This window comes from Acidovorax sp. 59, from assembly GCF_002754175.1.
GTDB lineage: Bacteria > Pseudomonadota > Gammaproteobacteria > Burkholderiales > Burkholderiaceae_C > Acidovorax > Acidovorax delafieldii.
The window spans coordinates 66,216-91,935 of sequence record NZ_PEET01000001.1; the positions used below are offsets into that span (position 1 = coordinate 66,216).

The window sequence follows — 25,720 nt, forward strand, 5'->3', positions numbered from 1 at the left end:
AACCATGCACGGCATACTGAACCGAAGAACCCTGCTGGCCAGTGCCTTGGCGCTGCCCATGAGTACCTGGGCAGCCACCTGGCCCTCACGGCCGTTGCGCATCGTCCTGCCGTTCGCGGCCGGAGGCAGTTCGGACCTGGTGGCCCGCCTGCTGGCCGACAAGCTGGGCCTGGCCCTGGGCAGCCCGGTGGTGGTGGAGTCGCGCGCGGGTGCCAACGGCATCATTGCCTCGGAGTCCGTAGCCCGCAGCACCGACGGGCATTCGCTGCTGTGGGTCAGCGCCGCTCACGCCATCAACGGCAGCCTTTACCCCCGGCTGCCGTATGACACGCAGCGCGACTTTGCCCCCGTAGCCCTGGTGGCCAGCCCCGGGCCCATGGTGATTGCCGTGCCTGCAGACCTGCCGGTGCGCAGTCTTTCCGACCTCATGGACCTTGCCCGGCGAAAGCCTGGGCAGGTCAGCTACGCATCGGCCGGGGTCGGCAATGTGCTGCACCTGGCGGGCGAGATGCTGGCGCAGCAGGCCGGAGTGCAGTTGCTGCACGTGCCCTACAAAGGCGCTGCGCCCGCCCTCAATGATCTGGCGGCCGGGCAGGTGAACCTCATGTTCAACAGCGCCCTGGCCGTGGCCCCCATGGTCAAGGACGGGCGCATTCGCCTGCTGGCGCAGACCGGCGCGCAGCGCTCGCCTGCCTTGCCCTCCGATCTGCCCACCGTGGCCGAAACGCCGGGCCTGGCGGGCTTTCAGGTCACGGGCTGGTTTGGCTTGTTGGCGCCTGCAGCCCTTCCCACCGAGGCCATCGCGCGGCTCAATGCCGAATGCGTTCGCATCCTGGCCCAGCCCGAGCAGCGCGAAAAGCTGGCCCTGCTGGGCAGTGCCGATGCCCCCACCCAGAGTGCACGCGAGTTCGGCGCATTTCTGACGGCAGAGACCGACCGCTATGCCCGCGTGATCCGGGCGGTGGGGCTGCGACTGGAAACACCTTCTTCCTGATAGGACTGGCGATGCGATTTGCAACTCTGAAAGACGGTAGCCTGGACGGCCGCCTGGTACTGGTTTCATCCAACGGTGTGCAGGCCGTCGATGCCGCTCCGCTAGCCGCGAGCCTGCTGGAGGCCTTGCAGAACTGGGACACTGTGGAACCCGCTTTGCGTGAGCGCACGGCAGCGCTGGAAGCGGGCAGGGCACCTGGCATCTTCGCGTTTGACCCTGCGGCCTGCAGCGCCCCCTTGCCGCGCAGCCCGCAGTGGCTCGATGCATCGGCTTTCCTCAACCATGGCCGCTTGATGGAGCGCGCTTTCAACACGCCACCCATTCCGCATTTCGACACCATCCCGGTCATGTACCAGGGCGCGAGCGACGACTTTCTGAACCCGCACGACGACGTACCGATGGCCAGCGAGGCCGATGGCATCGATTTCGAAGGTGAGTTCGGCGTCGTCTGTGGCCCGGTGCCCATGGGCGTGACGCCTGAAGCAGCATTGAATTGCGTCCGCCTGGTGGTGCAGATCAACGACTGGAGCCTGCGCGCGTTGGGCCCGCACGAAATGAAGACGGGCTTTGGTTTCTTGCAAGCCAAGCCTTCCACCAGCTTTGCACCGCTGGCAGTCACCCCCGACGAGCTGGGCGATGCCTGGCAGGACGGGCGGGTGCATCTGCGGCTGCATGTGGATTCCAACGGCCAATGGTTTGGTCACCCCCATGGCGGCGAAATGAATTTCAGCTTTGGCCAGCTCATTGCCCACGCCGCCCGCACACGGCGGCTCACGGCAGGCACCATCATCGGTTCGGGAACCGTGTCCAACCAGGCCCGCGATGCAGGCTCCGCCTGCCTGGCTGAGCGGCGTGTGATCGAGATCCTGGACGAGGGCGCTGCCAAGACGCCCTTCATGCGCTACGGCGACAGCGTGCGCATGCAGGCGCGTTGGCCCGATGGCCGTGAGGGGCCTTTTGGTGTGGTGCACCAGCGTGTGGTGGCTGCAGGCACGGGGGCACGCTGATGCATGTGATTGTTACCGGTGCTGGCGGGTTCATTGGTGCCGCCCTGGCCGAGCGGTTGCAGTCCGCCCCACTCGTGCCCGGTACGCCCTTGCGATTGACGCTGGTGGACCGCGTCGGGCCTGCTGCGCCTTGCGCGCCGGGCGTGCAATGGCACGTCGGTAGCTTTGCCGACCGCGCACTGTTCGAAGCCTTGGAGGACCATCCGCCCGACTGCGTATTCCACCTGGCCAGTGTCCCGGGATCGCTGGCCGAGCGTGAGCCTGCGCTGGGTGTGCAGGCCAATTTGCTGGATACCGTGGACTTGTGCGAAGGGCTGGCGCGCCCGGTGCGCGCAGGGCGGGCGCCCGTCCCGCGGCTGGTGTTTGCCAGCTCGGTGGCGGTGTATGGCGCGCTGGGCGCCCAGGCGGTCGATGAGCGCCAGTGGCCGCAGCCCACGCTCAGCTACGGGGTGCACAAGTGGATGGCGGAATTGCTGGTGGCGGACTACAGCCGGCGTGGCGATATCGATGGTCGCAGCCTGCGGCTGCCCGGCATCGTGGCGCGGCCCCCGGCAGAAACAGGCCATGGCTCCGCATTCATGAGCCAGATCTTCCATGCGCTGCGGGCGCGGCAGGAGTACACCTGCCCCGTGTCGGCGCAAGCCACGGCATGGTGGATGTCGCTGGGGTGCTGCCTGGATAACCTGGTGCATGCCGCACGCTTGCCCGCAGAGGGCATGCCGGCCGAACGGTGCTGGCAACCCCCGGTGCTGCGCGCGTCGGTGGAAGAGGTCGTGCAGACCATTGCCCGCGCGGTGCATGCCGATCCGGCCGAGTGGATTCGGTATGCGCCCGACGCCCATATCGAGACGCTGTTCGGCCGCCTGCCCGCCTTGCACACCCCCCGTGCGGAGGCTGCCGGTTTTCAGAACGACGGCTCGCTGCAGTCCCTGGTCGCACGCGTGTTGGGCGGGCTGCAGGGCGACGGTGGAGTGAAGTAGGGGGCGGCAAAAAGAGCGCGCCACGGGACGCGCTGCGGGGCAGGCGCCGGACTGGTGGGCGGCGCCGCGTGCTGCAGCGCTCCCGTGACGCGTCGAGCCCTCAGCCGATGCGGGCGTCGGCCTGGGGTGCGTTCAAGGCGTCTCGACCGCGAAGTCCAAGCCCGCATTCGCTTGCAGGCGAGCGATGAGCCGGTCGCCCATCGCCGGTGCCGTGGTCCAGATGCCGCCTGGGGTTTCCGTGGCTTCCTGCAGCAGGCATACCGCCGCTTCGGTGATCATCTTGGAGGTGGAGCCGTAGCCCGGGTCGCGGTCGCCCTTCACGCCCACGCGCAGGGTGTGGCCTGCGTCGTCGGTGCCCAAAAACATCACATCGTAAAAGCCGTTCTCGCGTTCCTCGCGCGAAGGGCCTTCGCCCGGCTTGGGGCCCTTGTCCGAACCCAGCGACTTGTCGCCCGCCACTGCGTTGGCGATGGCCTCGCCCTTTTCGCCGGGGCCGGTGATGAGCATTTCGTCGTAGACAAAGTCGGTGCCGTAGGCGTGCTGCAGCAGGAAGTTGGAGCGGTGCACGTTGCGCGTGTTGATGGCCGCCATCACGAACGGCGCGACCCAGACGCCATCGCCCAAAGCCTCGTCCACCATGGGCTTGTTGCCCGAGGGCTGGCGCGGGCCTTCAAACCCGGGGGTGAGCGAGAAGGGGTTTTTCAGCAGGTCCAGCACACCGGGCTGGGTGGCAGCGGCCGCCATGGTGGCCTTGAGGCTCGCGGCGGTGCCGCCCGAGAAGGTGCCCTTCATCTTGCGCACCCGGCCGCGCACGCGGGGGGCGGGGTGGCCGAACCGATGGCGGAATTCCTTTTGCAGCAGGAACACGCCCAGGTCGAACGGAATGGAGTCGAACCCGCACGAGAACACGATGCGCGCGCCGCTGGCCTTGGCGGCGGCTTCATGCGCGTCGATCATCTGGCGCATCCAGGCGGGCTCGCCACACAGGTCCACATAGTCCACCCCGGCCTTGGCGCAGGCGGCCACCAGTTCGTTGCCATACAGCTGGTAGGGGCCTACGGTGGTCAGCACCAGGCGCGTGGCGTCCATCAGCGCCTGCAGGCTGGCGGGGTCGCTGGTGTCGGTTACGACCAGTGGGGTGTCGGCGGGGGCGCCCACTTCGTCGCGCACGGCGGCGAGTTTGTCGGCATTGCGGCCCCCCATGGCCCAGCGCAGGCCGCTGCCGGCGGGGTAGCGTTGCAGCAGATATTCGACCACCAGGCGGCCGGTGAAGCCGGTGGCGCCGTGGACGACGAGGTCAAAAGGTTTGGTCATGGTGGGGGCTCCGTCCGTCAGAAGTACAAGGTCCGGGGGCAGGCAGAAGTTGCCTTGCCCGGAGAGGCCGCCATTCTCTGTGGCCGTGCCTGCTGCCTCTGTCGCGCAGGTGCGTGGCGAGGGCCGCGTAGGGCCTGAACAACGGCTTGCACCGAATTTTTTGAGAAAAAGTACCGTAAAACGATACCGGATAGCCTGCGGGTGGCCACTGTTACGGTTCAATGCAGACACGCAAGTTACGTCTGGGCACCATTCGTTCCGTGTTCAACCAACGCCCTTCAGGGCACCACAGCAATGTCTTCTTCTCCCATCGTTGTTCAACGTGACACCAAGGCCTGGCAGCTGCAGGTGTGGGTCTCGTTCGGCATCGCGGTTTTTCTGTGCGCCGTGGGTCTGGCGTGGCTGCCGGGCGAGCAGCTGGAGCAGGCGTTCATGGTGATGGGCTATGTGTTCTGCCTCTCGGCCGCGTTTGTGCTGGCCAAGTTTGTGCGGGACAACGAAAGCGCTTCGCGCCGTGGCGGTGGTGACACCCCCATGTGGAAGCTGGTGGTGTGGGGTGGCTTTGCGGTGGCTATGGGCCTCACGGGCTGGGGCCTGCTGAGCATGGACATCAACGTGACCTACAAGGCGTTTCTGGGCGTGAGCTGGCTGTACCTGATCACCACCGCCTTCACGCTGGCCAAGATGCTGCGCGACCGCCATGAGGCCGACCTGCTCGAAGCCCGCCTGCAAGGCCGCCGCGAAGCCGCCCAGGCCGCTGCCCAGAACAGCAGCGTGAACTGAGCGCACCCGGTGTGCACAGGCGGCAACCCGCCGCCCTTCTGGATGAATTTCTGTCTGGTCTTTCGACCCGGTCTGTCCCGCACCTGGGTGTGTGGGCGGGCCGTACCCTGAGGAGTGAATGATGATGAATGCCATGTTTTCTTCGTGGGGCTCTGCCGCTCGCCTGCCCCGCGCTCTGCTGGCCGCTGGTGTGGTGTGTGCGGCCCTGGTGGCTGCTGCGCCGGCCCGGGCGCAGAGCGAGGCTTCTGCCGCGCTGTCGATGTTGCCCGTGGCCTCGGTGGTGGGCACGGCGTCGGTGGCCTCGGCGGCCGCCGGTGCGGTGGTGACGGTGCCGGCGGCGTTGTCGGTGGGCGGCGCGGTGCTGACGGTGCGGGCGGTGGAGGCCTCGGCCGTGGGCACGGTGTACCTGCTGGAGCGTGCCTCGGATGGTGCGCAGGTCAGTGTGGAGGTGGTCGGCCGTGGTGTGGCGGGCTCGGCCTATGCCGTGGGCACCGTGGTCACCTGCAGCGTGATCGGCACGGGCGTGATCCTGTCAGCGGCGGGCGAGGCGATTGCCTTCATACCCAATGCCATCGGCCGTGCGCTGCTGCACAACGAGCGCCTGTGAGGAGCAGCACGATGGTGAAAGCCCTGAACCTTGGCCGCGACCCCGCGCAGCGCATCCCAGCCGTGGTGGGCATGGTGTTCTTCGCAGGGGCAGTGCTGCTGGCCGCCACGCCGGCCCACGCGGGCCGCTCGTGCGAGTCGCGCAAGCCCGTGCCCCCGCAGGTGATCGAGCGCGGCATGAAGCTGGCCGAACAAACCTCGGTAGCGCTGGATGCCGAGCACACCAAGTCGGGCGCACAGGTGGTGGTGCTGGCCCGTGCGGGGCAGGACCTCTCCAAATACGGTCTGCGCTATTCGCACTTGGGCTGGGCATACAAGACGGCCGAAGGCCCGTGGCGCGTGGCGCACAAGCTCAACGAATGTGGCACGGCGGTGGGCCACCTGTACCGCCAGGGCCTGGGTGAATTCTTTCTGGACGACCTGTGGCGCTACGAGGCCGTATACGCCGTGCCCACGCCCGAGGTGCAGCAGCGCCTGCTGGCCGTGTTGCAGGACAAGGGCCGCACCAAGACGCTGCAGCACCCGCCCTACAGCATGGTCAGCTACGCGTGGGGCCGCAAATACCAGCAGTCCAACCAGTGGGCGCTGGAGACCCTGGCGATGGCCATGGAGCCCAGCACCGTGCGCTCGCGCGACCAGGCGCAGGCCTGGCTGCAGTTCAAGGGCTACGAGCCCACCACGCTCAGGCTGGGCCCGCTCACGCGCATGGGCGGACGGGTGGGGTCGGCCAACATTGCGTTTGACGACCATCCGAACGAAAAACGGTTCTCGGACCGCATCGAGACCGTGACCGTCGATTCAGTCCTGGCCTGGATGCAGCGTACGCAGCTGGCAGCCGCCCCCGTGGTGCTGGCGATCAAAAATTGAATCAAAATGCCAGCAGGCGCAATCAATACATGCGCTGGCAGCTATAAAAAGAAGAGCATTTTCCGGTGCGCTGCAGGGTGCACCTAACCCCGGCGCCCGGCGCCACCGAGGAGAAGAACATGAGCAAGTCCCTGAGACTGTCCGAGAAATGGTTCCGCCGTGGCCTGTGGCTGGTGGCGCTGGTGTTTGCCAGTTTCCTCATCGGGCTGGGTGGCACCATCGTGGGCGATCTGCCCAAGGTTGAAACCCCGCTGCGGGTGGACGACTTTCTGGACAAAGCCGCAGCCGACAAGCTGCGTGCCGAGGTCAAAACGGCGCGCCAGGCCGAACAGGACGCGCAGACCGTGCTGGAGCAGGCCCAGCTGCAGCGCAGCAAGGTGCGCAGCGAGGTGCAGGCCGAGCGAGAGAGCTTCAACAACTGGCTGTCCACGCGTAGCGCCACGCAGCGGGCCGACCAGGACCCCGAAGTGATCGCGCGCACCCAGGCGCTCGACGCCCTCAAGCTGGTGGAGCGCAAGGCCCAGCAGGCGGTGGAGACGCAGCAGCAGGCCGCCCTTGATGCCCGCCAGGCGGCAGCCGCCCGGCAGGAGCAGCTCAACCAGATGGAGTCCGACGGCTACGTGAAGCTCGGGGCCGAGCGCCGCAAGGTCGAGCTGCGCGTGTTCCTGTACCGCCTGGCCCTCACGCTGCCGCTGCTGGCCGCCGCCGGCTGGCTGTTCGTCAAGAAGCGCAAGAGCACCTACTGGCCGTTTGTGTGGGGCTTTATCTTCTTTGCGCTGTTTGCCTTCTTTGTGGAGCTGGTGCCCTACCTGCCGAGCTACGGCGGTTACGTGCGCTACGTGGTGGGCATTGCCGTGACGGCTGTGGTGGGGCGCTATGCGATCCAGGCGCTCAACCGCTATCTGGAACGCCAGAAGCTGGCCGAGGCCCTGCCCGACCAGGAGCGCCGCAAGGAGCTGAGTTACGACGTGGCTCTGGCCCGCCTGGCCAAGAGCGTGTGCCCCGGCTGCGAGCGGCCCGTGGACCTGAAAAACGAGAAGATCGATTTTTGTCCGCACTGCGGCATCGGCCTGTTCGACCACTGCGGCCACTGCAGCACCCGCAAGAGCGCGTTTGCGCGGTTCTGCCATGCCTGCGGCACTGGGGCGGGCGTGAAACTGGCGCAAGAGTGAGGCAGGCCGCGCTGCGGCCCAGGCGGGCCTAGCCCACCATCACCCGGTTGCGCCCCTCGGCCTTCGCGCGGTACAGGGCCGTGTCGGCGGCCAGCAGCAGGGTGTCCATGTCGGCATCCGCGCCCAGAGTGGCGCTGTGCACCAGGCCGATGCTGACGGTGGCCCGCTGGGGGCCGCCCTGCGTCGCATCCAGTGCCTGCCGCTCCACGGCGCTGCGCACCCTTTCTGCAATGGCCTGGGCCTCGGTGGGGGACACGCCGGGCAGCACGGCGGCAAACTCTTCGCCCCCCATGCGGCCCAGAACGTCGTCGGCGCGCAGCGCGCGCAGCATGGTCTGGGCAATGCTGACCAGCAGTCGGTCGCCCGCGCCGTGTCCGTGCTGGTCGTTCACCTGTTTGAAGTGGTCCACGTCCACCATCATCACCGCCAGCCCGGTGGATTCGCGCTGGTAGCGCTCCAGCAGGCGATCGCCCTGTTTGAGCAGTGCGCGGCGGGCCAGCACGCCCGTCAGGTCGTCGTGGCGCACGGCATGGTGCAGGCGGCGCAGGGCCTCGGCGCGTGCCGCGCTGGCACAGGCCACGGCCAGGGGGCCCAGGGCCAGCAGCGTGACGCCCACACGCAGAGAGAACACATCGCCCGCATGGGCTGGCGTGAAATTGAGCACACCCGTGGCCACACCCGCCATGGTCCACAGGCACACCACCAGCGACAGCAGGCTGGAGGTGAAGGCGCTGTAGCTCAGCGCACACCACAGCAGCCCAGGCACCACAAAAGCCAGCATGCCGGGCCCGCCGATGAGCGTGCGGATGCCCTCGGCCAGCACCAACGAACTGACGGGTGCGACGCGCCAGAACAGGGGGGTATCCTGGGTGTGCGAGGGCGGATCTGCCGCGCGCGGCGCAGCCAGCACCACGGGCACGATGAGCATGTAGTTCATCAGTTCGGTGCTGAACCACAGCGACAGCAGGTCCGTCCACGGGGAGTCGAAATACACCGGTGCCGCGCCGCAGCCTGCCAGCGCACCCACCGCGCTGGCCGCCAGTGCCGCCAGCAGCAGGTACAGCGCCGCCACCGTGCGCTGCAGCCGCAGGATGGGCTCGTCCAGCCCCCGCAGCACCAGCCAGCCGGCGGTGGCGCCCAGCAGGTTGGCGGCGTTGAGCCACAAGGCCATGCCCCAGGCACTGCCGGTAGCCAGGTCGGCCGCTACATAGCCCACTGCCGCCGCCACCCAGGCGGGTGGCCGTGCCAGGTGGGGGTAGCGCACCAGCAGCCCCAGCAGCAGTGCATTGGCAGGCCAGAACGCCGACAAAAAGCCGATGGGACGCGCAAAGATGCCCACCAGGCAGGCGGTGAAGATCAACAGCGCCAGGGCGGCCCAGGCCACGGGCGGGGGAACGGTCCGGGCGGGAGCAAAGAGGCGGGGCAGGGTGGGCGGCATGTCGGCAGCGAAGGCGTGCGGGCCCCGATTGTCCCCGGTGTCAGGGCATGCCCAACAGCAGGGCCACCAATTCGCCCGTGCTGGTGGCCCCCAGCTTGCGCATGATCCGCCCCCGGTGGGCCTCCACCGTGCGGTGGCTGATGTGGAGGTGGCGGGCAATCTGCTTGCTGGTGGCACCGGTGACGATGTGCTGCGCCACCTCGCGCTCGCGCACCGTGAGCGGGGTGCTGACCACCCGGCGGTGCGAGATGTCTTCAAACATCCACACCGCGCGCGCAAACGGTTGGGCGCGGTCCAGCGCGCGGCCCACCACATGGCACCAGAATAGCGTGCCGTCCCGGCGGCGCATCACTCGCTCGTCGCTGTAGCTGCCGGTGTCCATCATGGCGGGCAGGCCCAGGTTGCCGGTGTGGGTGAATTCGTCCAGCGACGGATACAGCGGCGCCAGCGGCTGGTCCAGCAGCTCGGCCTGTTCGTAGCCAAACATGCGGGCAAAGGCGTCGTTGCAGATCTCGATGCAGCGCTCGCGCGTCACGCACATGCCGACGGGGGCCAGGTTGAAGGCCAGTTCCAGCGCTTCATTCAGAGGGGGCAATGATGCGGGTGGGACGATGGTCATGGGGCGGATTTTGCAGCAGCCCCGCCAGGCTGAGCGGGCCACCCTGGCGGGGCCGATCGATCAGCGCCGACGCCACCGCTTCTTCCACTGCCGCTGGATCACCCGCGCCACGCGCCAGGCCCACGAGGCGCGGGCACGTTCCAGCACGGCATGCTTGAGCTGCATCCAGTGCGCGTGGGTCCAGGCAAACCAGCGCAATTGCATGAGCGCAGGCTGCGTGAGGGTGAACAGCCGCGCCACCACCGCCGTGCCCACCACCTTGGCCAGCACGATGACGAGCATGCCCAGCACCACATGCCCGCGCCCGATGGCCCAGAGCGCCAGCAGCTTGATCGGCAGCAGCAAGGCCGTAGGCAACGCAAACAAAGCCACCGCAGCCCAGGGCGGCAGGGAGCGCACCCAGCCTTCGATCCAGCGCAGCCCCGGCCAGCGGCCGATGCGCGCCAGCAGGCGCTGCAGAGGCTCCCAGCCCCATTCCTCGAACAGGATCAGCAGCGCCAGCAGGCCGCTGCCCAGGCCCGTGAGGGCCCGCAGAGGCCAGTGCAGCAGGTGACGCAGGAGTTTTGGAATGATTTGGGCCCGATGCGCTAGTGGATCATGCCTGAGGTGCTATGTAAAACATAGCATTCTGGCGGGAGGCATCTCCGCAGCTCACACGCCGCGCGCCCGGTCGGCCTTGAACTGCGCGCGGAACTGGGCGAAGGTGCCGGCCTCCAGCGACTCGCGCACCTCGCGCATCAGGTTCAGGTAGTAGTGCAGGTTGTGCACAGTGGTGAGCATGGGGCCCAGCATCTCGCCGCAGCGGTCCAGGTGGTGCAGGTAGGCACGTGAGAAGCCTTCACGTCCGCCATCGTCCCACGACACGCCCGAGCTGCCTGCGCAGGCGTAGCAGGTGCAGCTGGTGTCCATGGGCTTGTGGTCGGCCTTGTGGCGTGCGTTGCGGATCTTCAGGTCGCCAAAACGCGTGAACATCGTGCCGTTGCGCGCGTTGCGCGTGGGCATCACGCAGTCGAACATGTCCACACCGTCGGCCACGCCCTGCACCAGGTCTTCGGGCGTGCCCACGCCCATCAGGTAGCGGGGCTTGTGCGCGGGCAGGCGGTGGGGCGTGTGGGCCATGATGTCCAGCATCTCGTCCTTGGGCTCGCCCACGCTCACACCACCCACGGCGTAGCCGGGGAAGTCCATCTCGACCAGGCGCTCCAGAGACTCCTGGCGCAGGTTCTTGAACATGCCACCCTGCACGATGCCAAAGAGGGCGTTCGGATTGTTCAGGCGGTGGAATTCGTCCTGGCTGCGTCTTGCCCAGCGCAGGCTCATTTCCATGCTCTTGCGCGCCTCGGCCTCGGTGGTCTTGTGGCCCTTGGTCTCGTACGGCGTGCACTCGTCGAGCTGCATCACGATGTCGGAGTTGAGCGTGGTCTGGATCTGCATGCTCACCTCGGGCGACATGAAGAGCTTGTCGCCATTCACGGGGCTGGCAAAGGTCACGCCCTCTTCGGTGATCTTGCGCATGGCGCCCAGGCTCCAGACCTGGAAACCGCCGGAGTCGGTGAGGATGGGCTTGTCCCACTTCTCAAAGCCGTGCAGGCCGCCAAAGCTCTGCATCACATCGAGGCCCGGGCGCATCCACAGGTGGAAGGTGTTGCCCAGGATGATCTGTGCGCCCATGTCGTGCAGGCTGCGCGGCATCACGCCCTTGACGGTGCCATAGGTGCCCACGGGCATGAAGATGGGGGTTTGCACCACGCCATGGTTGAGCGTGAGCTGGCCACGGCGTGCGTGGCTGGAGGGGTCGGTTTTGAGGAGGTCGAACTGCAGCATGATGGGGCGCATTGTCCCAGACGGGCCGGGCTGACCTGCCGCAAGGGATTGGACTGGCGCTGGCCGATGGCGTCGCTACACTGGTCTGTACTCACTCAAGGAGAACCCCATGCTCAAGATCCTCATCGCCGTGGACGGCTCCGAACTCTCCCTGGATGGCGTGCACCACGCGCTGGCGCTGGTGCGCCAGGGGCTCCAGGCCACGATGGTGCTGGCCAACGTGCAGGAGCCCGCCACGCTGTACGAACTGGTGACCACCCGTGACCCCGACCTGATCGCCGCCGCCAGCCTGGAGGCGGGCCAGCATTTGATGGCGCCAGCACGCGCGCTGCTCGATGCCGCCGGGGTGGCCTACGAAACCGATGTGGGGGTGGGCGATGTGGCGCACACGCTGGTGGACATGATCGAGCGCTCGGGCTGCGACATGGTCATCATCGGTGCCAAGGGGCAGGGCGCCATCACCAGCGCGCTGCTCGGGTCGGTGTCGCAGGAGGTGGCCCATGCCAGTCCGGTGCCGGTGACCATCGTCAAGCATGCCGAGGTGCAGGAGGGGGTGGACAGCGACGCGGTCGAGGACGCCGAAGCCTGACCCCTTTGGCGCCCGCCCTGATAGAAAAAGACAGGACAAACGAAAAGGGCCGCTGTGCGCGGCCCCGATCGGAATGTGTGGGAGAGGTTGCCCGGATCAGGCCGCCTTGCGAAACGGCTCCGAGGGCCGCTGCAGCTTGCCATGGGGCAGGGTGGCCAGGCGCGAGAACATGCGGCGTACATAGCCGCGCACCCACAGGCATTTGTTGAGCTCGTCCACGGGCAGCGGGCCTGACACCACCACGATGTCGTTGGCCACGTCCTGTGCACCGGCAGCGCGCAGGCGGCGGCGCGTGTTGTTGGCCCAGGACTGGATGCGCGTGGGGCTACCGTGCTGGTGCACCTCGCCCGTGTGCACATCGAACGCAATGGCCACCGTGTCGGTCTTGAGCTTGAAGCGGCGTTCACCCGTGACGGCGCTGGGCGCCTCGCGCATGTCATACAGGTAATAGCTGCCTGCCTTGAGCTGGTATTGCATGTCCATGGGTGTGTTCCTCTTTGTCGGCATTGTCGAGGGGCACGCGGCAGGCAATGGCAGGTAAAACGGTGGGAAAGGGGCTCTTATTGAGCGCCTCTCACAGGGGGCCACGCCGGTTTCTGTGCGCGTGCCATTGTGGCCGCGCGTCGGCGCCATCCGGAGAAACTTGAGGACGATGTCGTAACGAGTTGTGAGGGCCTTCGCCCCGCCTTGGGCTACTGCTGGCTGGTGCTTCGTCCAAGGCGTATGCAACTGGCGCGGCCCCAGGCGCGGGCAGCCAAGCAAGGGCCGCCCCGCAGCGAGGGCTGCGTCCCCTTGCCCACATCGCGTAGCGATGTGAGAGCGGGGGAGGGCGCGCAGCGCCTCAGGGGGTTTCTCTGCTAGAAATCCACCAGACTCAACCCCACACTGAACACAGTGCGCTTGCGGTTGTAGTCGATCATGCTGTCGCCGTAGCCGCTGAACAGCGAGGTGTGCAGGCGCAGGTTGCTCTTGCTGCCGAACAGGCCGGTGCCCAGGGCCTGCAGCCATTCCACACGCACCGAGCCCCGGTCGCTGCTGGCCAGCGTGTGGCGCACCGTAGCGCCCAGGGTGTTGTCCTTGTTCACGTTCCACAGCAGCGACAGTTCGCCCCGGCCGATGTAGTCGCTGATGCCGGGGTTGTCGTCGCTGCCTGCGCTTTCGGGGATGCGCTTCCAGATGCGGGCGTTCACGCTGAAGCGGTTGTCCAGTTCGATGCCGGTCATCAGGTAGGCGCGGTTCCAGCTGCGCGACAGCGGCTTGCTCTGGCCGTTGGACTGGTGCACCAGGCCGATGCCGCTGTAGCGCCACTTCCAGCCAAACGGCAGTTGCGCTGTGGTGGGGTACACGTACATCAGCTCGGGCTCGTGGTCGGTGGCGCGGAAGGGGCGCGAGATCTCGGGGGTGAACAGTTGCCAGTACGACTGCTGCGTGTAGCCAAACCACAGCGAGTCCTTGAGCGTGGGGTGGCCCTGGGTCAGCATGCCCTGCGCAATCTTGGTACGCACGGACAGCTGGATGCGGTTTTCGGTGCGGCGGTACGGGGTCGAGTCGGTGGCCGAGTTGCCGTCGGCATCCGACGCGGGCTGGCGGTTCACGCTGCTCGACGCCACCACCGACACCGTGATCGGGCGGTAGCCCCGGAAGCTGAATGTGCCGCAGTCCGTGCCCGTTTCCAGCTCCCAGAAGCGGGAGAGATCGCTGTACTGCGGGTCGCGGCAGCCTTCGGTGCGCGCCACGTCGATGATGCGGGTGGCAGGCAGCGTGGCGTCCACCGGCGGGGGCACGGCCGACGAAGAGCTTGCGCCGCTGGCACTGGCCGACGCCGAAGCAGCAGGGGCTTGCCAGGACTGCGCTCCTGCAGGAGCGGCCTGGGCCTGTTCGGCCGCCCAGGCGTCAAAGCAGGCCAGGCGCGCCTGGTTGTCGCTGGACAGGGCGGTGCAGCGGCGCAGGGCCGCGTCGGTCCCGGCGGATGCGGCAGGTGCTGATTGCGCAAAGGCCGCGCCGGCCGGGGCCAGGGCTGCGAGCAGCAAGGCCAGCGGGCGGTGCAGACGGGACGCGGGGGTGCCCCGCGCTACGGCGCTCATTGCCAGGCCGCCTGTTTGCGCAGCACAAACGGTGCTGACGGCGTGGTGGGGGTGGGGTGGGCGTTGTTCCATGTTCCGCGTATTTCCTTGCCGCAACTTCCATCGACCACCTGGCCTGTCCAGGTGGCACTGATGTTGGTGCCGTTGATCGATTCTTCCAGGGTCAGGTCGCCGCCGTCGACGTCACCACTGACCTGGGCCGTGGTGCCGCTGCGCGCCACGGTGCCACGCACGCTCTGTGCCAGCTCGGGGTGCGGGCCCAGTTGCAGCGTGGCCGTGGTGGGCTTGTCTCCCGGCGCAGGGGCCTGCAGCTCGGCGCGCCACTGGCCCTGCAGGTGTTGGTGGTCCATCTCTGCCGCCGCTGGGCATGCCGCCGTGGATTGTGGTGCTTTTTGGCCGATGGCGCTTGTAGGACAAGCGCTGATAGCTATCAAAAGCGCAGCAATGCCCCAGGCGCTGCGGCCACGGGGCAGGGCGGGGCGTGGGGTGGTATCGGTGGCGGGGTGTTGTGCCATGTGCGTACGCCCTCTCAAGCAGTGGGCGCCGGGTTGGCGGCCGCAGCCGCGTTGGCCGCAGTGGTGGCCTGGGCCTTGGCAGCAAATTCGGCGCGCAGGGCCTTGAGCTTTTCACGCGGGTCTTCGCGGGCGGTGGTCTTGTCCAGGCCCATTTCGGCGATGAAGCGGCTCGGTTGTGCGGCCACCATTTCGCGCCCTTTTTTGCGGCGCTTGGTCCAGCTCACGGCCAGGGTGCGCTGGGCGCGGGTGATGCCCACGTACATCAGCCGGCGCTCTTCCTGCAGGCGCTGCAGCACATCGTCGGTCACCTTCTGCTGGCGGCCTTCGTCGTCATCGAGCTTGAAGGGCAGCATGCCTTCGGTCACGCCCACCAGCACCACGTGGGGCCACTCCAGCCCCTTGCTGGCGTGCAGGGTGGAGAGCGTGACCATGTCCTGCTCCTGCTCGCGCTCGCTGATGGTGGATAGCAGCGCAATGGTCTGCGAGACCTCCAGCAGGCTCTTGGTCTCCTTGGCCACCACAGCACCGGCCGTATCGTCGATCTGCCCGCCCGCGCGCTGGGCCATCCAGTCGCAGAACTCCATCACGTTGCTCCAGCGGGCGGCCGCCACTTTTTCGCTGTCTTCGTTGTCGTACAGGTGCTGCTCGTAGCCAATTTCCTTGAGCCATTCGTTCAAAAAGGCGCGGGCCTCTTCGGCGCCATGGGTGCGGCGGGCGCTGTACTCCAGGTAATTGATGTAGCGGCCAAACTCGTGCAGGCCGTCCATGGCGCGCTTGGGCACAGCGGCAGGCAGCATGCCGTTGAACAGCGCGCCGAACATGCTTTGCTTGTGCTGGGTGGCAAAGGCCCCCAGCGATGCCAGCGTGGTGTGGCCGATGCCACGCTTGGGCGTGGTGATGGCGCGCAAAAACGCCGGGTCGTCGTCGTTGTTGATCCACAGCCGGAACCAGGCGCACAGGTCCTTGATTTCGGCGCGGTCAAAGAAGCTCGTGCCGCCCGAGACCTTGTAGGGAATGTTGGCCTTGCGCAGTGCCTTCTCGAACGGCTTGGCCTGGTGGTTGGCGCGGTACAGGATGGCGAAGCTCTTCCAGTCCGGCGGCGGGTTGCTGGCCGCGCGCAGGCTCTGGATGCGGGCCACGGCGCGCTCGGCTTCGTGCTCCTCGTTGTCGGCATCGACCACACGCACCGGCTCGCCCTCGCCCAGTTCACTGAACAGGGTTTTGGGGAACAGCTTGGGGTTGGGCCCGATCACGTTGTTGGCCGCACGCAGGATGGCGCTGGTGGAGCGGTAGTTCTGCTCCAGCTTGATGACCTTGAGGTGGGGGTAGTCCACCGGCAACTTCTTGAGGTTGTCCAGCGTGGCGCCGCGCCAGCCGTAGATGGACTGGTCGTCGTCGCCCACAGCGGTGAAATGTCCCTTTTCGCCCACCAGCAGCTTGAGCAGCTCGTACTGCGTGGCGTTGGTGTCCTGGTACTCGTCCACCAGCACATGGCCCAGGGCCGCCTGCCACTTGGCCCGCACCTCTGGGAAGTCGCGCAGCAGCCGCAGCGGCATGCCAATCAGGTCGTCAAAGTCCACGCTCTGGTAGGCCGCCAGGCGCTCTTCATAGCGCGCCATGAGCGTGGCGATGATGCGTTCGTTGTCGTCCGCCGCCTGGGCCAGGGCCTGTTCGGAGGTCAGACCCATGTTCTTCCACTTGCTGATCACCCACTGCCACTGGCGCGCCGTGGCCATGTCGGTGGTGCCACCCGAGGCTTCTTTCAGGATGCCCGTCACGTCATCGGCGTCGAGGATGCTGAACTGCGGCTTGAGGCCCAGCACATGGCCGTCCTCGCGCACCATGCGCACGCCCAGCGCGTGGAAGGTGCACACCAGCACATCCTTGGCGCGCCGGCCAATGAGGCCCTTGGCGCGCTCGCGCATCTCGGCGGCGGCTTTGTTGGTGAAGGTGATGGCCGCGATGCGTTTGGGGTCCATGCCCTTTTCGATCATGTGGGCGATCTTCATCGTGATCACCCGTGTCTTGCCCGAGCCCGCGCCTGCCAGCACGAGACAGGCCCCGTCGGTGTAGTGGACAGCCTGGAGCTGGGCGAGATTGAGACCGGCAGACATGGAGAGGGTGAGGGCAGGAAGGGGCGGAGGGCGGAAACCGGGCAGGGCGCGGGGCGGTGGGCGCCACGGGCGCGGGGTGCAAACCGAGGGGTGTGCCGAGCAAGGGCGCAATGATACCGGCGCGCCCCCGGCAGCTGCGGTGCGAGGGTATCGGCCGCCGCCCCATGCGCGACCAGCGCCTGACAGGCTGCTGACGGGGCCGCTGCCGGACCCGCGCGCGGGCCCTGTGCTCCGGGAAACCCCGCTAGGGGCTTTGTTTTCACAATTTGATACTGGTTGGCGAGTCCTTCCCTTTGTCGGGAGGGGAGTGTTGTGAACCGAGCACCGCCATGAACCCTGCCACCCCGCCTTTCATCGCTCTGACTGCCGCCGCGCCCCGGGCGGGCCGCCGCCGGTTGCCACTGCCTGCATGGACCGCCTGGTCCGCCCTGGCGGCTGCCGGTGTGCTGGCGGCTGCGGCGTTGCTGCCACGGGTGGCGCATGCGCAGGTGGGGGGCAACGCCCCCGCGCGCATCGGCGTGGTGGGGCCGTTCACGGGGCCGTCGGCCGACTTTGGCGTGCCCATGCTCAACGGCATCAAGCTGGCGGTGGATGAGATCAATGCCGTGGGCGGCTACCTGGGCCGCCCGCTGGAGCTGGTCATCAAGGACGACAGGGCCGACCCCGACCAGGGCCGCAGGGTGTCGCAGGAGCTGCTGGCCGAGAAGGTAGTCGCCACCATCGGCTTTTGCAACACCGGCGTGGCGCTCAAGGCCATCGACCTGTTTCAGGACGCCAAAAGCCCGCTCATCGTGCCCTGCGCCACAGGCACAGCCGTGACGGCCAAATATCCCGCGCCCGACAGCTACATCTTCCGCGTGCAGGCGCGCGACGCGATCCAGGCGCCTTTCCTGGTGGACGACATCGTCAAACGCGGCTGGGACAAGGTCGCCATCTTTGCCGACAAGACCGGCTATGGCGAAGGCGGCTACAACGATGTGGTGGCCGCACTGGCCGCCAAGAACCTCAAGCCCGTGCATGTGGCGCGCTTTGACCTGGGGGTGAAGGACCTGACGGCCGAGCTGACTGCGGCGCGCAACGCGGGTGCCAACGTGGTCTACAGCTACACCGTGGGGCCGGAGAACGCCACCATTGCCAACGGCAAGAAGGCGCTGGGCTGGAAGGTGCCGCAGGTGGGGCCGTGGCCGCTGTCCTTCCCCTTCTTCCTCGAAGGCGCCAAGGACGCGGCCGAGGGCGCGCTGATGGTGCAGACCTTCATCGCCGAGCCCAGCAACGAGCGCCGGGCATCGTTCCTGTCGAGCTACACCCGCAAGTACCAAGGCAAGGTGGCCGTGCCCATGGCGGCAGCCAACGCCTACGACGCCACCTATCTGCTGATGTACTCGTTCCTCGGCATCCGCGACGGTAACCTGAACGGCAAGGCCATCAAGGAATCGCTGGAGGGCAAGATGAAGACCTACTACGGCGTGGTCACCACCTACGACAAGCCCTTCAGCGCGCAGGACAAGGACGCGATCACGCGCAACATGCTGGTCATGGGCATGGTCAAGAACGGCGCCATCACCTTTGCCTACCCGGAGGATGCCAAGCGCAACCTCATCATTCAGCGCAAGCAATAACAAAAAGCGGATGTCTGCGCTCGCCGCCCGCGAGCCCACCCACCTGACTTTGCGCTGACCACCCCGGGCGCCGCAGACCCTGGCTGCAGGCGCAACAAGGACAATCGGGCTGTGCTGTCCGTCCTGCTCGTCACCTTCCCCTTCTTTGCGCTCGTGCTCTGTGGCTACCTCGCCGCACGGCGCGGCGTGCTGCCGCAACCTGCCATCCCGGGGCTCAACGCCTTCGTGCTGTACTTTGCGCTGCCGTGCATGTTGTACCGCTTTGGCGCCAGCACACCCATCCACCAACTGCTGGACCCGGCCGTGGCAGGCGTGTATGTGCTGTGTGCGCTGGTCATGGTGGGCGCCACGGTGGCGCTTACGCGCAACGCGCGCATCGGCTGGAACGACGCGGCCTTTGGTGCGCTCGTCGCAGCTTTCCCGAACACGGGCTTCATGGGTGTGCCGCTGCTGGTGGCCCTGTTGGGTGCCCAGAGCGCGGGCCCAGCCATCGTCACCATCGTGGTGGACATGGTCATCACCAGTTCACTGTGTATTGCGCTCTCGCGCCTGGATGGGGCGGGCACCCACGGCGTGGGCGTGGCGCTGAAAAGTGCTTTCAGGGGCATGGCCACCAACCCCATGCCCTGGTCGATTGCGCTGGGCGCGCTCGCATCGGCGCTGCAGTTCAAGTTGCCGGGTCCGGTGGACAAGACCATCGCCATGCTGGCCGACGCGGCCTCGCCCGTCGCGCTGTTCACCATTGGGGCCGTGCTGGCCCGCTCGCAGATGAACCAGCACGAGCAGGTCCCTGCACGGGACTACGTGCCGGTGGCGCTGGCCAAGCTGCTGGTGCACCCGCTGCTGGTGTGGGGCGCAGGCACGGCGGCCATGGCGCTGGGGGTGCCGCTCACGCCCTTTGCGCTCACGGTGATGGTGCTGCTGGCGGCGCTGCCCAGCGCCAGCAACGTGTCGCTGCTGGCCGAGAAATTCGGCGCCAACAACGGGCGGGTGGCGCGCATCATTCTGGTGTCCACTGCGCTGGCGTTTCTGAGCTTCTCCGCCGCCGTCGCGCTGCTGACCTGAGCCGCCAGGCTGCTGCGGTGCGGCGGTGTCAGGCCGCCGGGGGTGTCTTGCGCCCTACCAGATACTGCACTCCCAGCATGCCGTAGAACTCCGAGTGCGGCTCTTCGGCCGCCAGGTGAAAGACATCGCCCGCCTGGTACACACGTTCTGACGCAGCCGTGGCGATGCGGATATCACCCGACAGGATCAGCGCCTTGGCCTCGAACGGGTGGGTGTGGTCACCTAGCATGCCCCCGGCTTCGCGGGTCACGGTGACGGCGGGCTCAAAGCCTTCGCGGGCCAGTTCGTCTGCAAATTGTTCGGGGGTCATGGGGTCTCCTGCTGCGGTACGGGGCAGTGTAGGTGCAGGCTCAAAGCCAGAGCGGGGACTCGGACTATCAAAAATGATAGCTACCAGCGCATGATGCACTAGCGCTACCGCCGGATTTGCTTCGATTTTTCATGCGGGGCTCGCGCGCATGCGTCGTCCAGACAATGTGGCCGTGCCGCTGTCGTGCCGCCGCCTTGGCCTGCCTGTCGTTGCCTTCCTGAGATGGCTGCCTTGAGAAAACGATACGAAAAAACATTCGACAGGGCACGCTTTTTGCGCCGACGATGCCACGTGGTCAATCCATGCCCACGAACGGACAACAACAGGAGATTCACTATGAGGAAGAGGAATATTGTGCTGTGGGCACTCACGCCCGTGGCCGTTGCGCTGGTGCTGTCGGGCTGCGGCAGCGGCTCGGACAACGACCTGGCCGTGGACAACAATGCCCAGAGCTGCTCGGTGGTATCCAGCTCCGGATCGGCTGTGGTGGTGGGCTCTGGCGTGGCGGGCGACCCGGCCGCGCCCGAGGCGGCATCGGGCTACCGCCTGGGCTACAAGGCCAAGCAATCGAGCAAATACATGGTGGTGGCCAACACCCCGCTGGCCACCAAGGCCGGCTGTGACGTGCTCAAGGCCGGCGGCACGGCGGTGGACGCTGCCGTGGCCGTGCAGGCCGTGCTGGGCCTGGTGGAGCCGCAGTCCAGCACGCTGGCGGGCAGCGCCTTCATGATGTATTACGACGCCAACACCAAGAAGGTCGTGGCGTACGACGGCCGCGAGACCGCCCCCGCTGCCGCCAACGGCTACTACCTGGTGCGCCAGGACCAGGGCGACGCCTCGTCCCCCGCGCCCGTGCCCAGCGCCCGGCGCAGCGGCCGCTCCATTGGCGTGCCTGGCGTGATGCGCATGCTGGACATGGCCCACAAGGAACACGGCAAGCTGGGCTGGGACAAGCTGTTTGACGAAGGCATCCAGCTGGCCACCAACGGCTACCGCATTCCCGGCCGCATGGGCGACGCGATCAAGGGCAACGCCGCCAGCCTGGCGCTGGACGCGAATGCGGTGTCCGCGTTCTTCAACGCCGACGGCACCCCCAAGGCCACCGGCACGGTGACGACCAACCTGCCCTACGCCCAGACACTGCGCACGTTGGCGAGCGGCGGTGCCAACGCGATGTACTCCGGCCCGCTGGCCGAGGCCATCGTGGCCAAGGCAGCCCAGGCGGTGGGCGATGATGCGGCCAAGACGCCCATCACCCCCAGCCTGATGACGGTGAACGACCTCAAGAACTACCAGGCCAAAAAGCGCGAGCCGGTGTGCACCACCTACCGCGCGAGCTACTACGTCTGCACCATGTCGCCGCCGTCGTCGGGCGGTATCGCCATTGCGCAGGCGCTGGGCATTCTGGAGAACTTCGACCTTTCCAAATACGGCCCCACCAATCCCACCAATGAAGGCGGCGTGCCGAGCGTGATGGGTGTGCATCTGGTGTCCGAGGCAGAGCGCCTGGCCTATGCCGACCGTGACAAGTACGTGGCCGACACCGATTTCATCCCGCTGCCTGGCAAGGGCGTGTCCACCATGCTGGACAAGGCTTACCTGAAGCAGCGCGCGGCGCTGATCCAGCCGGATGGCAAGTCGCTGGGAACGGCGTCTGCGGGGGCACTGGGCGATGTGCCTTTGGGTGTGGACAAGACGGTGGAGCGCGGCACGACGCACTTCTCCATCGTGGATGCCTATGGCAACGTGGTGTCGATGACCTCCACGGTTGAGTCCAGCATGGGCTCGTTCCACATGGTGGGCGGCTTCCTGCTGACCAATCAGCTCACCGACTTCTCGGCGCAGCCCGCCGACGGTGCGGGTGTGCCCATTGCCAACCGCGTGGCCCCCGGCAAACGCCCCCGCAGCACCATGGCACCCACCTTGGTGTTCAAGGGCACGGAACCGGGTGATTTCGTGATGGCCACGGGCTCGCCCGGCGGCGGCACCATCATCCAGTACGTGCTCAAGACCGTGGTCGGCGCGGTGGACTGGAACCTGGACGCTCAACAAGCCACATCGCTGGTGAACTTTGGCGCCACCAACAGCCCCACCACCAACGTGGATGGTGCCAACACGGCGCTGGACCTCACCGGCCTGATCGGCGGCCTCAAGGCCAAGGGCCACACGGTGAACAACGCCGCGCAGTCGAGCGGCGTCTCCACCATCATGCGGGTCAACCGCAACGGCCAGACCAAGCTGGAAGGCGGCGTGGACCCGCGACGTGAAGGCATCGTGCTGGGTGACGGCGCGCTGTAAACGGCGAACCACGCTCTGACGATGCGGGGGCTGCGTTGAAGAGCGCAGCCCCCTTTGTTTTTGGCCGCTGCGACAGACTGCGCGCGCGCCTCAGATCGCCAGCGGGTCCACGTCCACCAGCCAGCGGATCAACCCCTTGTGCTCCGGCTGGCTGCGCGTGGCTTGCAATATCGGCTGCCATGCGGCCAGGAAGCGCTGCAGGGTGGCGCGGCTGCTGCTTTCCATCAGCATCTGGGCGCGTTCCACATTGGCGACGCGCTGGATCGTGAGCGGCACAGGCGGGAACAGGATCACCGTGCCATCTGGCAAACCCGGCAACTGCGCGGCGTGGGCGGCAGCGGTGGCCGCAGTCAGAAAGCCCTGCGCCACCTCCTGCGTGCGCGCATCGGCCCGCACCAGCGCCTGGTACGAGAACGGGGGCATGGCGGCCTCTTCGCGCTCCTTGAGCTGCTGGGCCGCAAAGGCTTCGTAGTCGTGCTTGCGCAGCGCCTCGAACACGGCGTGCTGGGGGTGAAAGCTCTGCACCCACATCTCGGGCTGCGTGCCATGCACCGCTTGTGCGGCCATGTAGGCGGCGTCGCGCCCGGCGCGGCCCGCTGCCTGCATCAGCAGTGCAAACAGCCGCTCGGCGGCGCGGAAGTCGCTGCTGAACAGCGCGCCGTCGGGCTGCACCGCAGCCACCAGCGTGATGCGCCGAAAGTCGTGCCCCTTGGCAATCATCTGCGTGCCCACCAGCACATCGACCTCGCCGGAATGCACCTGCGCCAGCTGGGCCTCCAGCGCGCCCTTGGCCTTGGTGGTGTCGGCGTCGATGCGGGCGATGCGGGCGGGCGTTCGGTCGGGCCGCAGCACCTCCCGCAGCAGCGTGCCGAGCTGCTCCTCCAGCTGTTCGGTGCCCTTGCCCATGGGGTGGATGTCGGGGCTGCCGCAGGTCGGGCAATGAAACGGCACACGCACCGTGTAGCCGCAGTGGTGGCAGCGCAGGGTGCGGTCGGTCTTGTGGAACACCTGGTGCGCGCTGCAGTGCGGGCAGTCGCTCTTCCAGCCGCAGTCCACACAGTGCAGCACGGGCGCGTAGCCCCGGCGGTTCAGCAGGATCATGCTCTGCTCGCCACGCGCCACGCGTTCGGTAATGGCCTGCAGCAGCGGCGCGCTGAACACGGTGCGGCGGGGCTGCTGGTTCATGTCCACCCGGCGCACACGGGCCAGGGCACCGGCGCCAATGCGGCTGGGCATGTGCAGCCGCACGTAGCGGCCGCCTTCTGGGTCTTCGGCCGTGGCTGGGCGGCTGGCGTACCAGCTCTCCAGCGACGGCGTGGCCGAGCCCAGGATCACCTTCGCGCCCTGCTCGCGTCCGCGCCAGATGGCCAGGTCGCGCGCGGAGTAGCGCGCGCCCTCCTGCTGCTTGTAGCTGGGGTCATGCTCTTCATCCACCACGATGAGCTTCAGACCTGGCAGGCTGGCGAACACCGCCATGCGCGTTCCCAGCACGATGCGTGCGCTGCCGCTGTGCGCGGCCAGCCAGCTGGCCAGGCGTTGCGGGTTGGTCATGCCGCTGTGTAGCGACGCCACGGCACCGGGGCCGAAGCGCGGAGCGAAGCGGCCTGCAAAGCGCTCTTCCAGCTGGGGCGTGAGGTTGATCTCGGGCACCATCACCAGCGCCTGGGCGGTGGGGTCGGCCTCCAGCATCTCTTGCACGCAACGCAGATACACCTCGGTCTTGCCACTGCCGGTGCTGCCAAACAGCAGGAAAGGCCCTTTTTCTGAGGAAATTCGGGCCCTGGCGCTTTCTTGTTCTGCGCTGAGTGCTATGTTTTCAATAGTGCGTGAGGTGTCTCCTGCGCCCTTGGCTGGGCGCCGCAGCCGCCGTGCCAACTGCTCGGGGCGCAGGTCGCGCAGTTGAGGGGGCAGGGCCGACAGGGCCACCTCGCCCAAGGCGCGCTGGTAGTAGCGTGCTGCAAACCCCACCAGACGGCGCCAGGACGCATCCAGGGGCGCCACGCCCTCCAGCACACCTGCAATGGGGCGCAGCGTGGCGCCATCGGGCAGCTCACCGGGGGCTTCGTCGGCGTCCCACACCACGCCCAGCACCTCGCGCGTGCCCAAGGGCACGCGCACCAGCGTACCTGGTGAGAGTGGGCGCTCACTGGCGTAGCTCAGCAGGTCGCCGACTCCGCTGTGCGATGGCGTCTGCAGGGCAACGTGGACGAGGGAGGAGGGCATAGACACGAGCTATGGAGGAGAAATAGGCTTAGTGCGCGTTGTGGATGTGATCTGGAGCTTTGGCGGCTAAGTGCTTGATTTGCCGTGGGTGTGTGAGTAATCCCGGATTTCTGTGGATAACTTTGTTGACATCCTGTCCCGACCCCCGCCCAAGCCGCATGAGTGCTGGCTGCGAACAGATTGCCCGGAAATACAGCACTCCAAAAAAATCGTTATGAATCAATCATCTGAAGAAATTTGCCCCGGATTTTTGTGCTAAGCCGATTCAGCGCCCCCATGTTGCGCTGCATCACGTTTTGTGTGCATAAGTCGGACAGCAGGACTTCGTCAAGAGGACAGGTTGCCCCCTTTTTGTGCTAGCGGCGTGAGCCCATGTTCATGCGTTTCTTCGATATGGCCTGCAAGTGCTTGATTTGACAGGGGATTTGTAAGAAATTCAGAATTTCTGTGGATAACTTTGTTGATATCCCTTGGGTTTGCTTCGCAAGTCCTTGTCAATTCGTGCTTTGGCTGGATTGCCTGTCAAAAAAGCAGGGGATTTAACGCCATATAAATCAAGCACTTAGCGTCGTGATGAGGTTTGTTTGCAAGTTGCCGTACGAAGTCGCGCCGGGTATGAGGATGCTTCAACTTTGTGCATAAGTGCGCTGGCGGGGACGCCGGATCTGCTGCGAAATGCCCGGGGATTGTCGCAGGGCCCGGAGTGTCTGGCGTTCTTGGTGTCACGGCGGTCCATGTCGCTTTGCTTCAAGACGGCGCGGCGACTTGTGGCGACGATGCCGCCATGACTACTTACTCTTCTTCCCCCATGGCAGATGCGCCCACCATGGAGCGCGACGGTTTTGTGCTGGCCCGGCTGGACGAGGTGGTGCAGGCGGCACGCACCGACAGCCTGTGGTTCATGACCTTCGGGCTGGCGTGCTGCGCGGTCGAGATGATGCATGCCGCCATGGCGCGCTACGACCTGGACCGGTTTGGCATCATCCCGCGCTCCAGCCCCCGCCATAGCGACCTGATGATCGTCGCCGGCACCCTGACCAACAAGATGGCGCCCGCCATCCGAAAGGTCTACGACCAGATGCCCGAGCCGCGCTACGTGATCTCCATGGGCTCATGCGCCAACGGCGGTGGCTACTACCACTACAGCTACTCGGTGGTGCGGGGTTGTGACCGCATCGTGCCCGTGGATGTGTATGTGCCCGGCTGCCCGCCCACGGCCGAGGCGCTGCTCTACGGCATCCTGCAGCTGCAGGCCAAGATCAAGCGGCCCAAGGTGATCCAGCGGTAATCGGCAGACCC

General features: G+C 66.8%; 23 protein-coding genes. 12 read left to right on the plus strand and 11 right to left on the minus strand.

Annotated elements, in window-relative coordinates; all coding sequences use genetic code 11:
* Positions 1–4 precede the first annotated feature (4 nt).
* Genes CLU87_RS00380 through CLU87_RS00390 form a run of 3 tightly spaced genes read left to right on the plus strand, consistent with a single transcriptional unit; the run spans position 5 to position 2,981 of the window.
* The gene (locus tag CLU87_RS00380; protein ID WP_158236052.1) at positions 5–994 is read left to right on the plus strand and encodes a tripartite tricarboxylate transporter substrate binding protein; all 990 of its coding nucleotides are present in this window, start codon (positions 5–7) and stop codon (positions 992–994) included.
* Between the two features lie 11 nt (positions 995–1,005).
* Positions 1,006–2,001 (plus strand): fumarylacetoacetate hydrolase family protein, encoded by a 996-nt coding sequence (locus CLU87_RS00385; RefSeq protein ID WP_099729129.1) that lies wholly within the window; start codon positions 1,006–1,008, stop codon positions 1,999–2,001.
* Entirely contained in the window at positions 2,001–2,981 is a 981-nt protein-coding gene (locus tag CLU87_RS00390; protein WP_099729130.1) for an NAD-dependent epimerase/dehydratase family protein, read from the plus strand. The genes CLU87_RS00385 and CLU87_RS00390 overlap by 1 nt, the downstream gene beginning before the upstream one ends.
* A gap of 132 nt (positions 2,982–3,113) precedes the next feature.
* On the opposite strand, the gene CLU87_RS00395 is transcribed toward CLU87_RS00390, so the two are convergent.
* Positions 3,114–4,295 carry a trans-acting enoyl reductase family protein gene (locus CLU87_RS00395; RefSeq protein ID WP_099729131.1) on the minus strand — a complete coding sequence of 394 codons (1,182 nt, stop codon included), beginning with the start codon at positions 4,293–4,295 and terminating at the stop codon, positions 3,114–3,116.
* A gap of 294 nt (positions 4,296–4,589) precedes the next feature.
* On the opposite strand from CLU87_RS00395, the gene CLU87_RS00400 reads away from it, so the two are divergent.
* The 4 genes from CLU87_RS00400 to CLU87_RS00415 all read left to right on the plus strand — a co-directional run bounded on the left by CLU87_RS00400 (position 4,590) and on the right by CLU87_RS00415 (position 7,723).
* The gene (locus CLU87_RS00400) at positions 4,590–5,078 is read left to right on the plus strand and encodes a YiaA/YiaB family inner membrane protein (RefSeq protein ID WP_043565745.1); all 489 of its coding nucleotides are present in this window, start codon (positions 4,590–4,592) and stop codon (positions 5,076–5,078) included.
* A gap of 121 nt (positions 5,079–5,199) precedes the next feature.
* On the plus strand, positions 5,200–5,685 hold the full coding sequence (locus CLU87_RS00405; RefSeq protein WP_199170768.1) for a hypothetical protein: 486 nt from the start codon (positions 5,200–5,202) through the stop codon (positions 5,683–5,685).
* Positions 5,686–5,756: 71 nt separating this feature from the next.
* On the plus strand, positions 5,757–6,551 hold the full coding sequence (locus tag CLU87_RS00410; protein ID WP_099731965.1) for a DUF2145 domain-containing protein: 795 nt from the start codon (positions 5,757–5,759) through the stop codon (positions 6,549–6,551).
* Positions 6,552–6,670: 119 nt separating this feature from the next.
* A complete protein-coding gene (locus tag CLU87_RS00415) occupies positions 6,671–7,723 on the plus strand; it encodes a zinc ribbon domain-containing protein (RefSeq protein ID WP_099729132.1) in 1,053 nt (350 codons plus the stop codon).
* Between the two features lie 28 nt (positions 7,724–7,751).
* Here CLU87_RS00415 and CLU87_RS00420 read toward each other — a convergent pair whose 3' ends face one another.
* From CLU87_RS00420 to tgt, 4 genes are all read right to left on the minus strand, one after another.
* On the minus strand, positions 7,752–9,161 hold the full coding sequence (locus CLU87_RS00420) for a diguanylate cyclase (RefSeq protein WP_099729133.1): 1,410 nt from the start codon (positions 9,159–9,161) through the stop codon (positions 7,752–7,754).
* 40 nt (positions 9,162–9,201) lie between these two features.
* Positions 9,202–9,780: a PAS and helix-turn-helix domain-containing protein gene (locus tag CLU87_RS00425; RefSeq protein WP_099729134.1), complete on the minus strand. Its 579-nt coding sequence runs from the start codon at positions 9,778–9,780 to the stop codon at positions 9,202–9,204.
* Between the two features lie 60 nt (positions 9,781–9,840).
* Entirely contained in the window at positions 9,841–10,179 is a 339-nt protein-coding gene (locus CLU87_RS00430; RefSeq protein WP_233193672.1) for a hypothetical protein, read from the minus strand.
* A gap of 252 nt (positions 10,180–10,431) precedes the next feature.
* Complete coding sequence (gene tgt / locus CLU87_RS00435; protein ID WP_056065832.1) at positions 10,432–11,604, minus strand: tRNA guanosine(34) transglycosylase Tgt; 1,173 nt, start codon at positions 11,602–11,604, stop codon at positions 10,432–10,434.
* A 109-nt stretch (positions 11,605–11,713) separates the two neighbouring features.
* On the opposite strand from tgt, the gene CLU87_RS00440 reads away from it, so the two are divergent.
* Positions 11,714–12,193: a universal stress protein gene (locus CLU87_RS00440; protein WP_056065531.1), complete on the plus strand. Its 480-nt coding sequence runs from the start codon at positions 11,714–11,716 to the stop codon at positions 12,191–12,193.
* 96 nt (positions 12,194–12,289) lie between these two features.
* Here CLU87_RS00440 and CLU87_RS00445 read toward each other — a convergent pair whose 3' ends face one another.
* The 4 genes from CLU87_RS00445 to CLU87_RS00460 form a co-directional block, all read right to left on the minus strand.
* A complete protein-coding gene (locus CLU87_RS00445) occupies positions 12,290–12,676 on the minus strand; it encodes a hypothetical protein (protein ID WP_056065534.1) in 387 nt (128 codons plus the stop codon).
* A gap of 374 nt (positions 12,677–13,050) precedes the next feature.
* Positions 13,051–14,277 carry a phospholipase A gene (locus CLU87_RS00450; protein WP_099729136.1) on the minus strand — a complete coding sequence of 409 codons (1,227 nt, stop codon included), beginning with the start codon at positions 14,275–14,277 and terminating at the stop codon, positions 13,051–13,053.
* Entirely contained in the window at positions 14,274–14,792 is a 519-nt protein-coding gene (locus tag CLU87_RS00455; RefSeq protein WP_233193673.1) for a hypothetical protein, read from the minus strand. Before CLU87_RS00455 ends, CLU87_RS00450 begins: the two co-directional genes overlap by 4 nt.
* Positions 14,793–14,806: 14 nt before the next feature.
* Positions 14,807–16,906: an ATP-dependent helicase gene (locus CLU87_RS00460; protein ID WP_056747936.1), complete on the minus strand. Its 2,100-nt coding sequence runs from the start codon at positions 16,904–16,906 to the stop codon at positions 14,807–14,809.
* Between the two features lie 329 nt (positions 16,907–17,235).
* On the opposite strand from CLU87_RS00460, the gene CLU87_RS00465 reads away from it, so the two are divergent.
* Positions 17,236–18,525, plus strand: coding sequence for an ABC transporter substrate-binding protein (locus CLU87_RS00465; protein WP_099729137.1), 1,290 nt, complete (start codon positions 17,236–17,238; stop codon positions 18,523–18,525).
* 111 nt (positions 18,526–18,636) lie between these two features.
* Positions 18,637–19,590: an AEC family transporter gene (locus CLU87_RS00470; RefSeq protein ID WP_056065542.1), complete on the plus strand. Its 954-nt coding sequence runs from the start codon at positions 18,637–18,639 to the stop codon at positions 19,588–19,590.
* A 28-nt stretch (positions 19,591–19,618) separates the two neighbouring features.
* Here the strand turns inward: CLU87_RS00470 and CLU87_RS00475 are convergent, their stop codons facing one another.
* A complete protein-coding gene (locus CLU87_RS00475; protein WP_056065545.1) occupies positions 19,619–19,900 on the minus strand; it encodes a cupin domain-containing protein in 282 nt (93 codons plus the stop codon).
* A 336-nt stretch (positions 19,901–20,236) separates the two neighbouring features.
* Here CLU87_RS00475 and CLU87_RS00480 point away from each other — a divergent pair, with 336 nt between their 5' ends.
* Positions 20,237–22,198, plus strand: coding sequence for a gamma-glutamyltransferase family protein (locus tag CLU87_RS00480; RefSeq protein ID WP_099729138.1), 1,962 nt, complete (start codon positions 20,237–20,239; stop codon positions 22,196–22,198).
* Positions 22,199–22,288: 90 nt separating this feature from the next.
* Here CLU87_RS00480 and priA read toward each other — a convergent pair whose 3' ends face one another.
* Complete coding sequence (priA, locus tag CLU87_RS00485; RefSeq protein ID WP_099729139.1) at positions 22,289–24,421, minus strand: primosomal protein N'; 2,133 nt, start codon at positions 24,419–24,421, stop codon at positions 22,289–22,291.
* 808 nt (positions 24,422–25,229) lie between these two features.
* Here priA and CLU87_RS00490 point away from each other — a divergent pair.
* Positions 25,230–25,709 carry an NADH-quinone oxidoreductase subunit B family protein gene (locus CLU87_RS00490; RefSeq protein ID WP_099729140.1) on the plus strand — a complete coding sequence of 160 codons (480 nt, stop codon included), beginning with the start codon at positions 25,230–25,232 and terminating at the stop codon, positions 25,707–25,709.
* The last annotated feature ends 11 nt before the right edge of the window (positions 25,710–25,720 follow it).

Bases quoted from the DNA above. Each gene is read 5' to 3' on its own strand.
- CLU87_RS00380 (WP_158236052.1), top strand. From the start codon at position 5: ATGCACGGCATACTGAACCGAAGAACCCTGCTGGCCAGTGCCTTGGCG.
- CLU87_RS00385 (WP_099729129.1), top strand. From the start codon at position 1,006: ATGCGATTTGCAACTCTGAAAGACGGTAGCCTGGACGGCCGCCTGGTA.
- CLU87_RS00390 (WP_099729130.1), top strand. From the start codon at position 2,001: ATGCATGTGATTGTTACCGGTGCTGGCGGGTTCATTGGTGCCGCCCTG.
- CLU87_RS00395 (WP_099729131.1), bottom strand. From the start codon at position 4,295: ATGACCAAACCTTTTGACCTCGTCGTCCACGGCGCCACCGGCTTCACC.
- CLU87_RS00400 (WP_043565745.1), top strand. From the start codon at position 4,590: ATGTCTTCTTCTCCCATCGTTGTTCAACGTGACACCAAGGCCTGGCAG.
- CLU87_RS00405 (WP_199170768.1), top strand. From the start codon at position 5,200: ATGATGAATGCCATGTTTTCTTCGTGGGGCTCTGCCGCTCGCCTGCCC.
- CLU87_RS00410 (WP_099731965.1), top strand. From the start codon at position 5,757: ATGGTGTTCTTCGCAGGGGCAGTGCTGCTGGCCGCCACGCCGGCCCAC.
- CLU87_RS00415 (WP_099729132.1), top strand. From the start codon at position 6,671: ATGAGCAAGTCCCTGAGACTGTCCGAGAAATGGTTCCGCCGTGGCCTG.
- CLU87_RS00420 (WP_099729133.1), bottom strand. From the start codon at position 9,161: ATGCCGCCCACCCTGCCCCGCCTCTTTGCTCCCGCCCGGACCGTTCCC.
- CLU87_RS00425 (WP_099729134.1), bottom strand. From the start codon at position 9,780: ATGACCATCGTCCCACCCGCATCATTGCCCCCTCTGAATGAAGCGCTG.
- tgt (WP_056065832.1), bottom strand. From the start codon at position 11,604: ATGCTGCAGTTCGACCTCCTCAAAACCGACCCCTCCAGCCACGCACGC.
- CLU87_RS00440 (WP_056065531.1), top strand. From the start codon at position 11,714: ATGCTCAAGATCCTCATCGCCGTGGACGGCTCCGAACTCTCCCTGGAT.
- CLU87_RS00445 (WP_056065534.1), bottom strand. From the start codon at position 12,676: ATGGACATGCAATACCAGCTCAAGGCAGGCAGCTATTACCTGTATGAC.
- CLU87_RS00450 (WP_099729136.1), bottom strand. From the start codon at position 14,277: ATGAGCGCCGTAGCGCGGGGCACCCCCGCGTCCCGTCTGCACCGCCCG.
- CLU87_RS00455 (WP_233193673.1), bottom strand. From the start codon at position 14,792: ATGGCACAACACCCCGCCACCGATACCACCCCACGCCCCGCCCTGCCC.
- CLU87_RS00460 (WP_056747936.1), bottom strand. From the start codon at position 16,906: ATGTCTGCCGGTCTCAATCTCGCCCAGCTCCAGGCTGTCCACTACACC.
- CLU87_RS00465 (WP_099729137.1), top strand. From the start codon at position 17,236: ATGAACCCTGCCACCCCGCCTTTCATCGCTCTGACTGCCGCCGCGCCC.
- CLU87_RS00475 (WP_056065545.1), bottom strand. From the start codon at position 19,900: ATGACCCCCGAACAATTTGCAGACGAACTGGCCCGCGAAGGCTTTGAG.
- CLU87_RS00480 (WP_099729138.1), top strand. From the start codon at position 20,237: ATGAGGAAGAGGAATATTGTGCTGTGGGCACTCACGCCCGTGGCCGTT.
- priA (WP_099729139.1), bottom strand. From the start codon at position 24,421: ATGCCCTCCTCCCTCGTCCACGTTGCCCTGCAGACGCCATCGCACAGC.
- CLU87_RS00490 (WP_099729140.1), top strand. From the start codon at position 25,230: ATGGCAGATGCGCCCACCATGGAGCGCGACGGTTTTGTGCTGGCCCGG.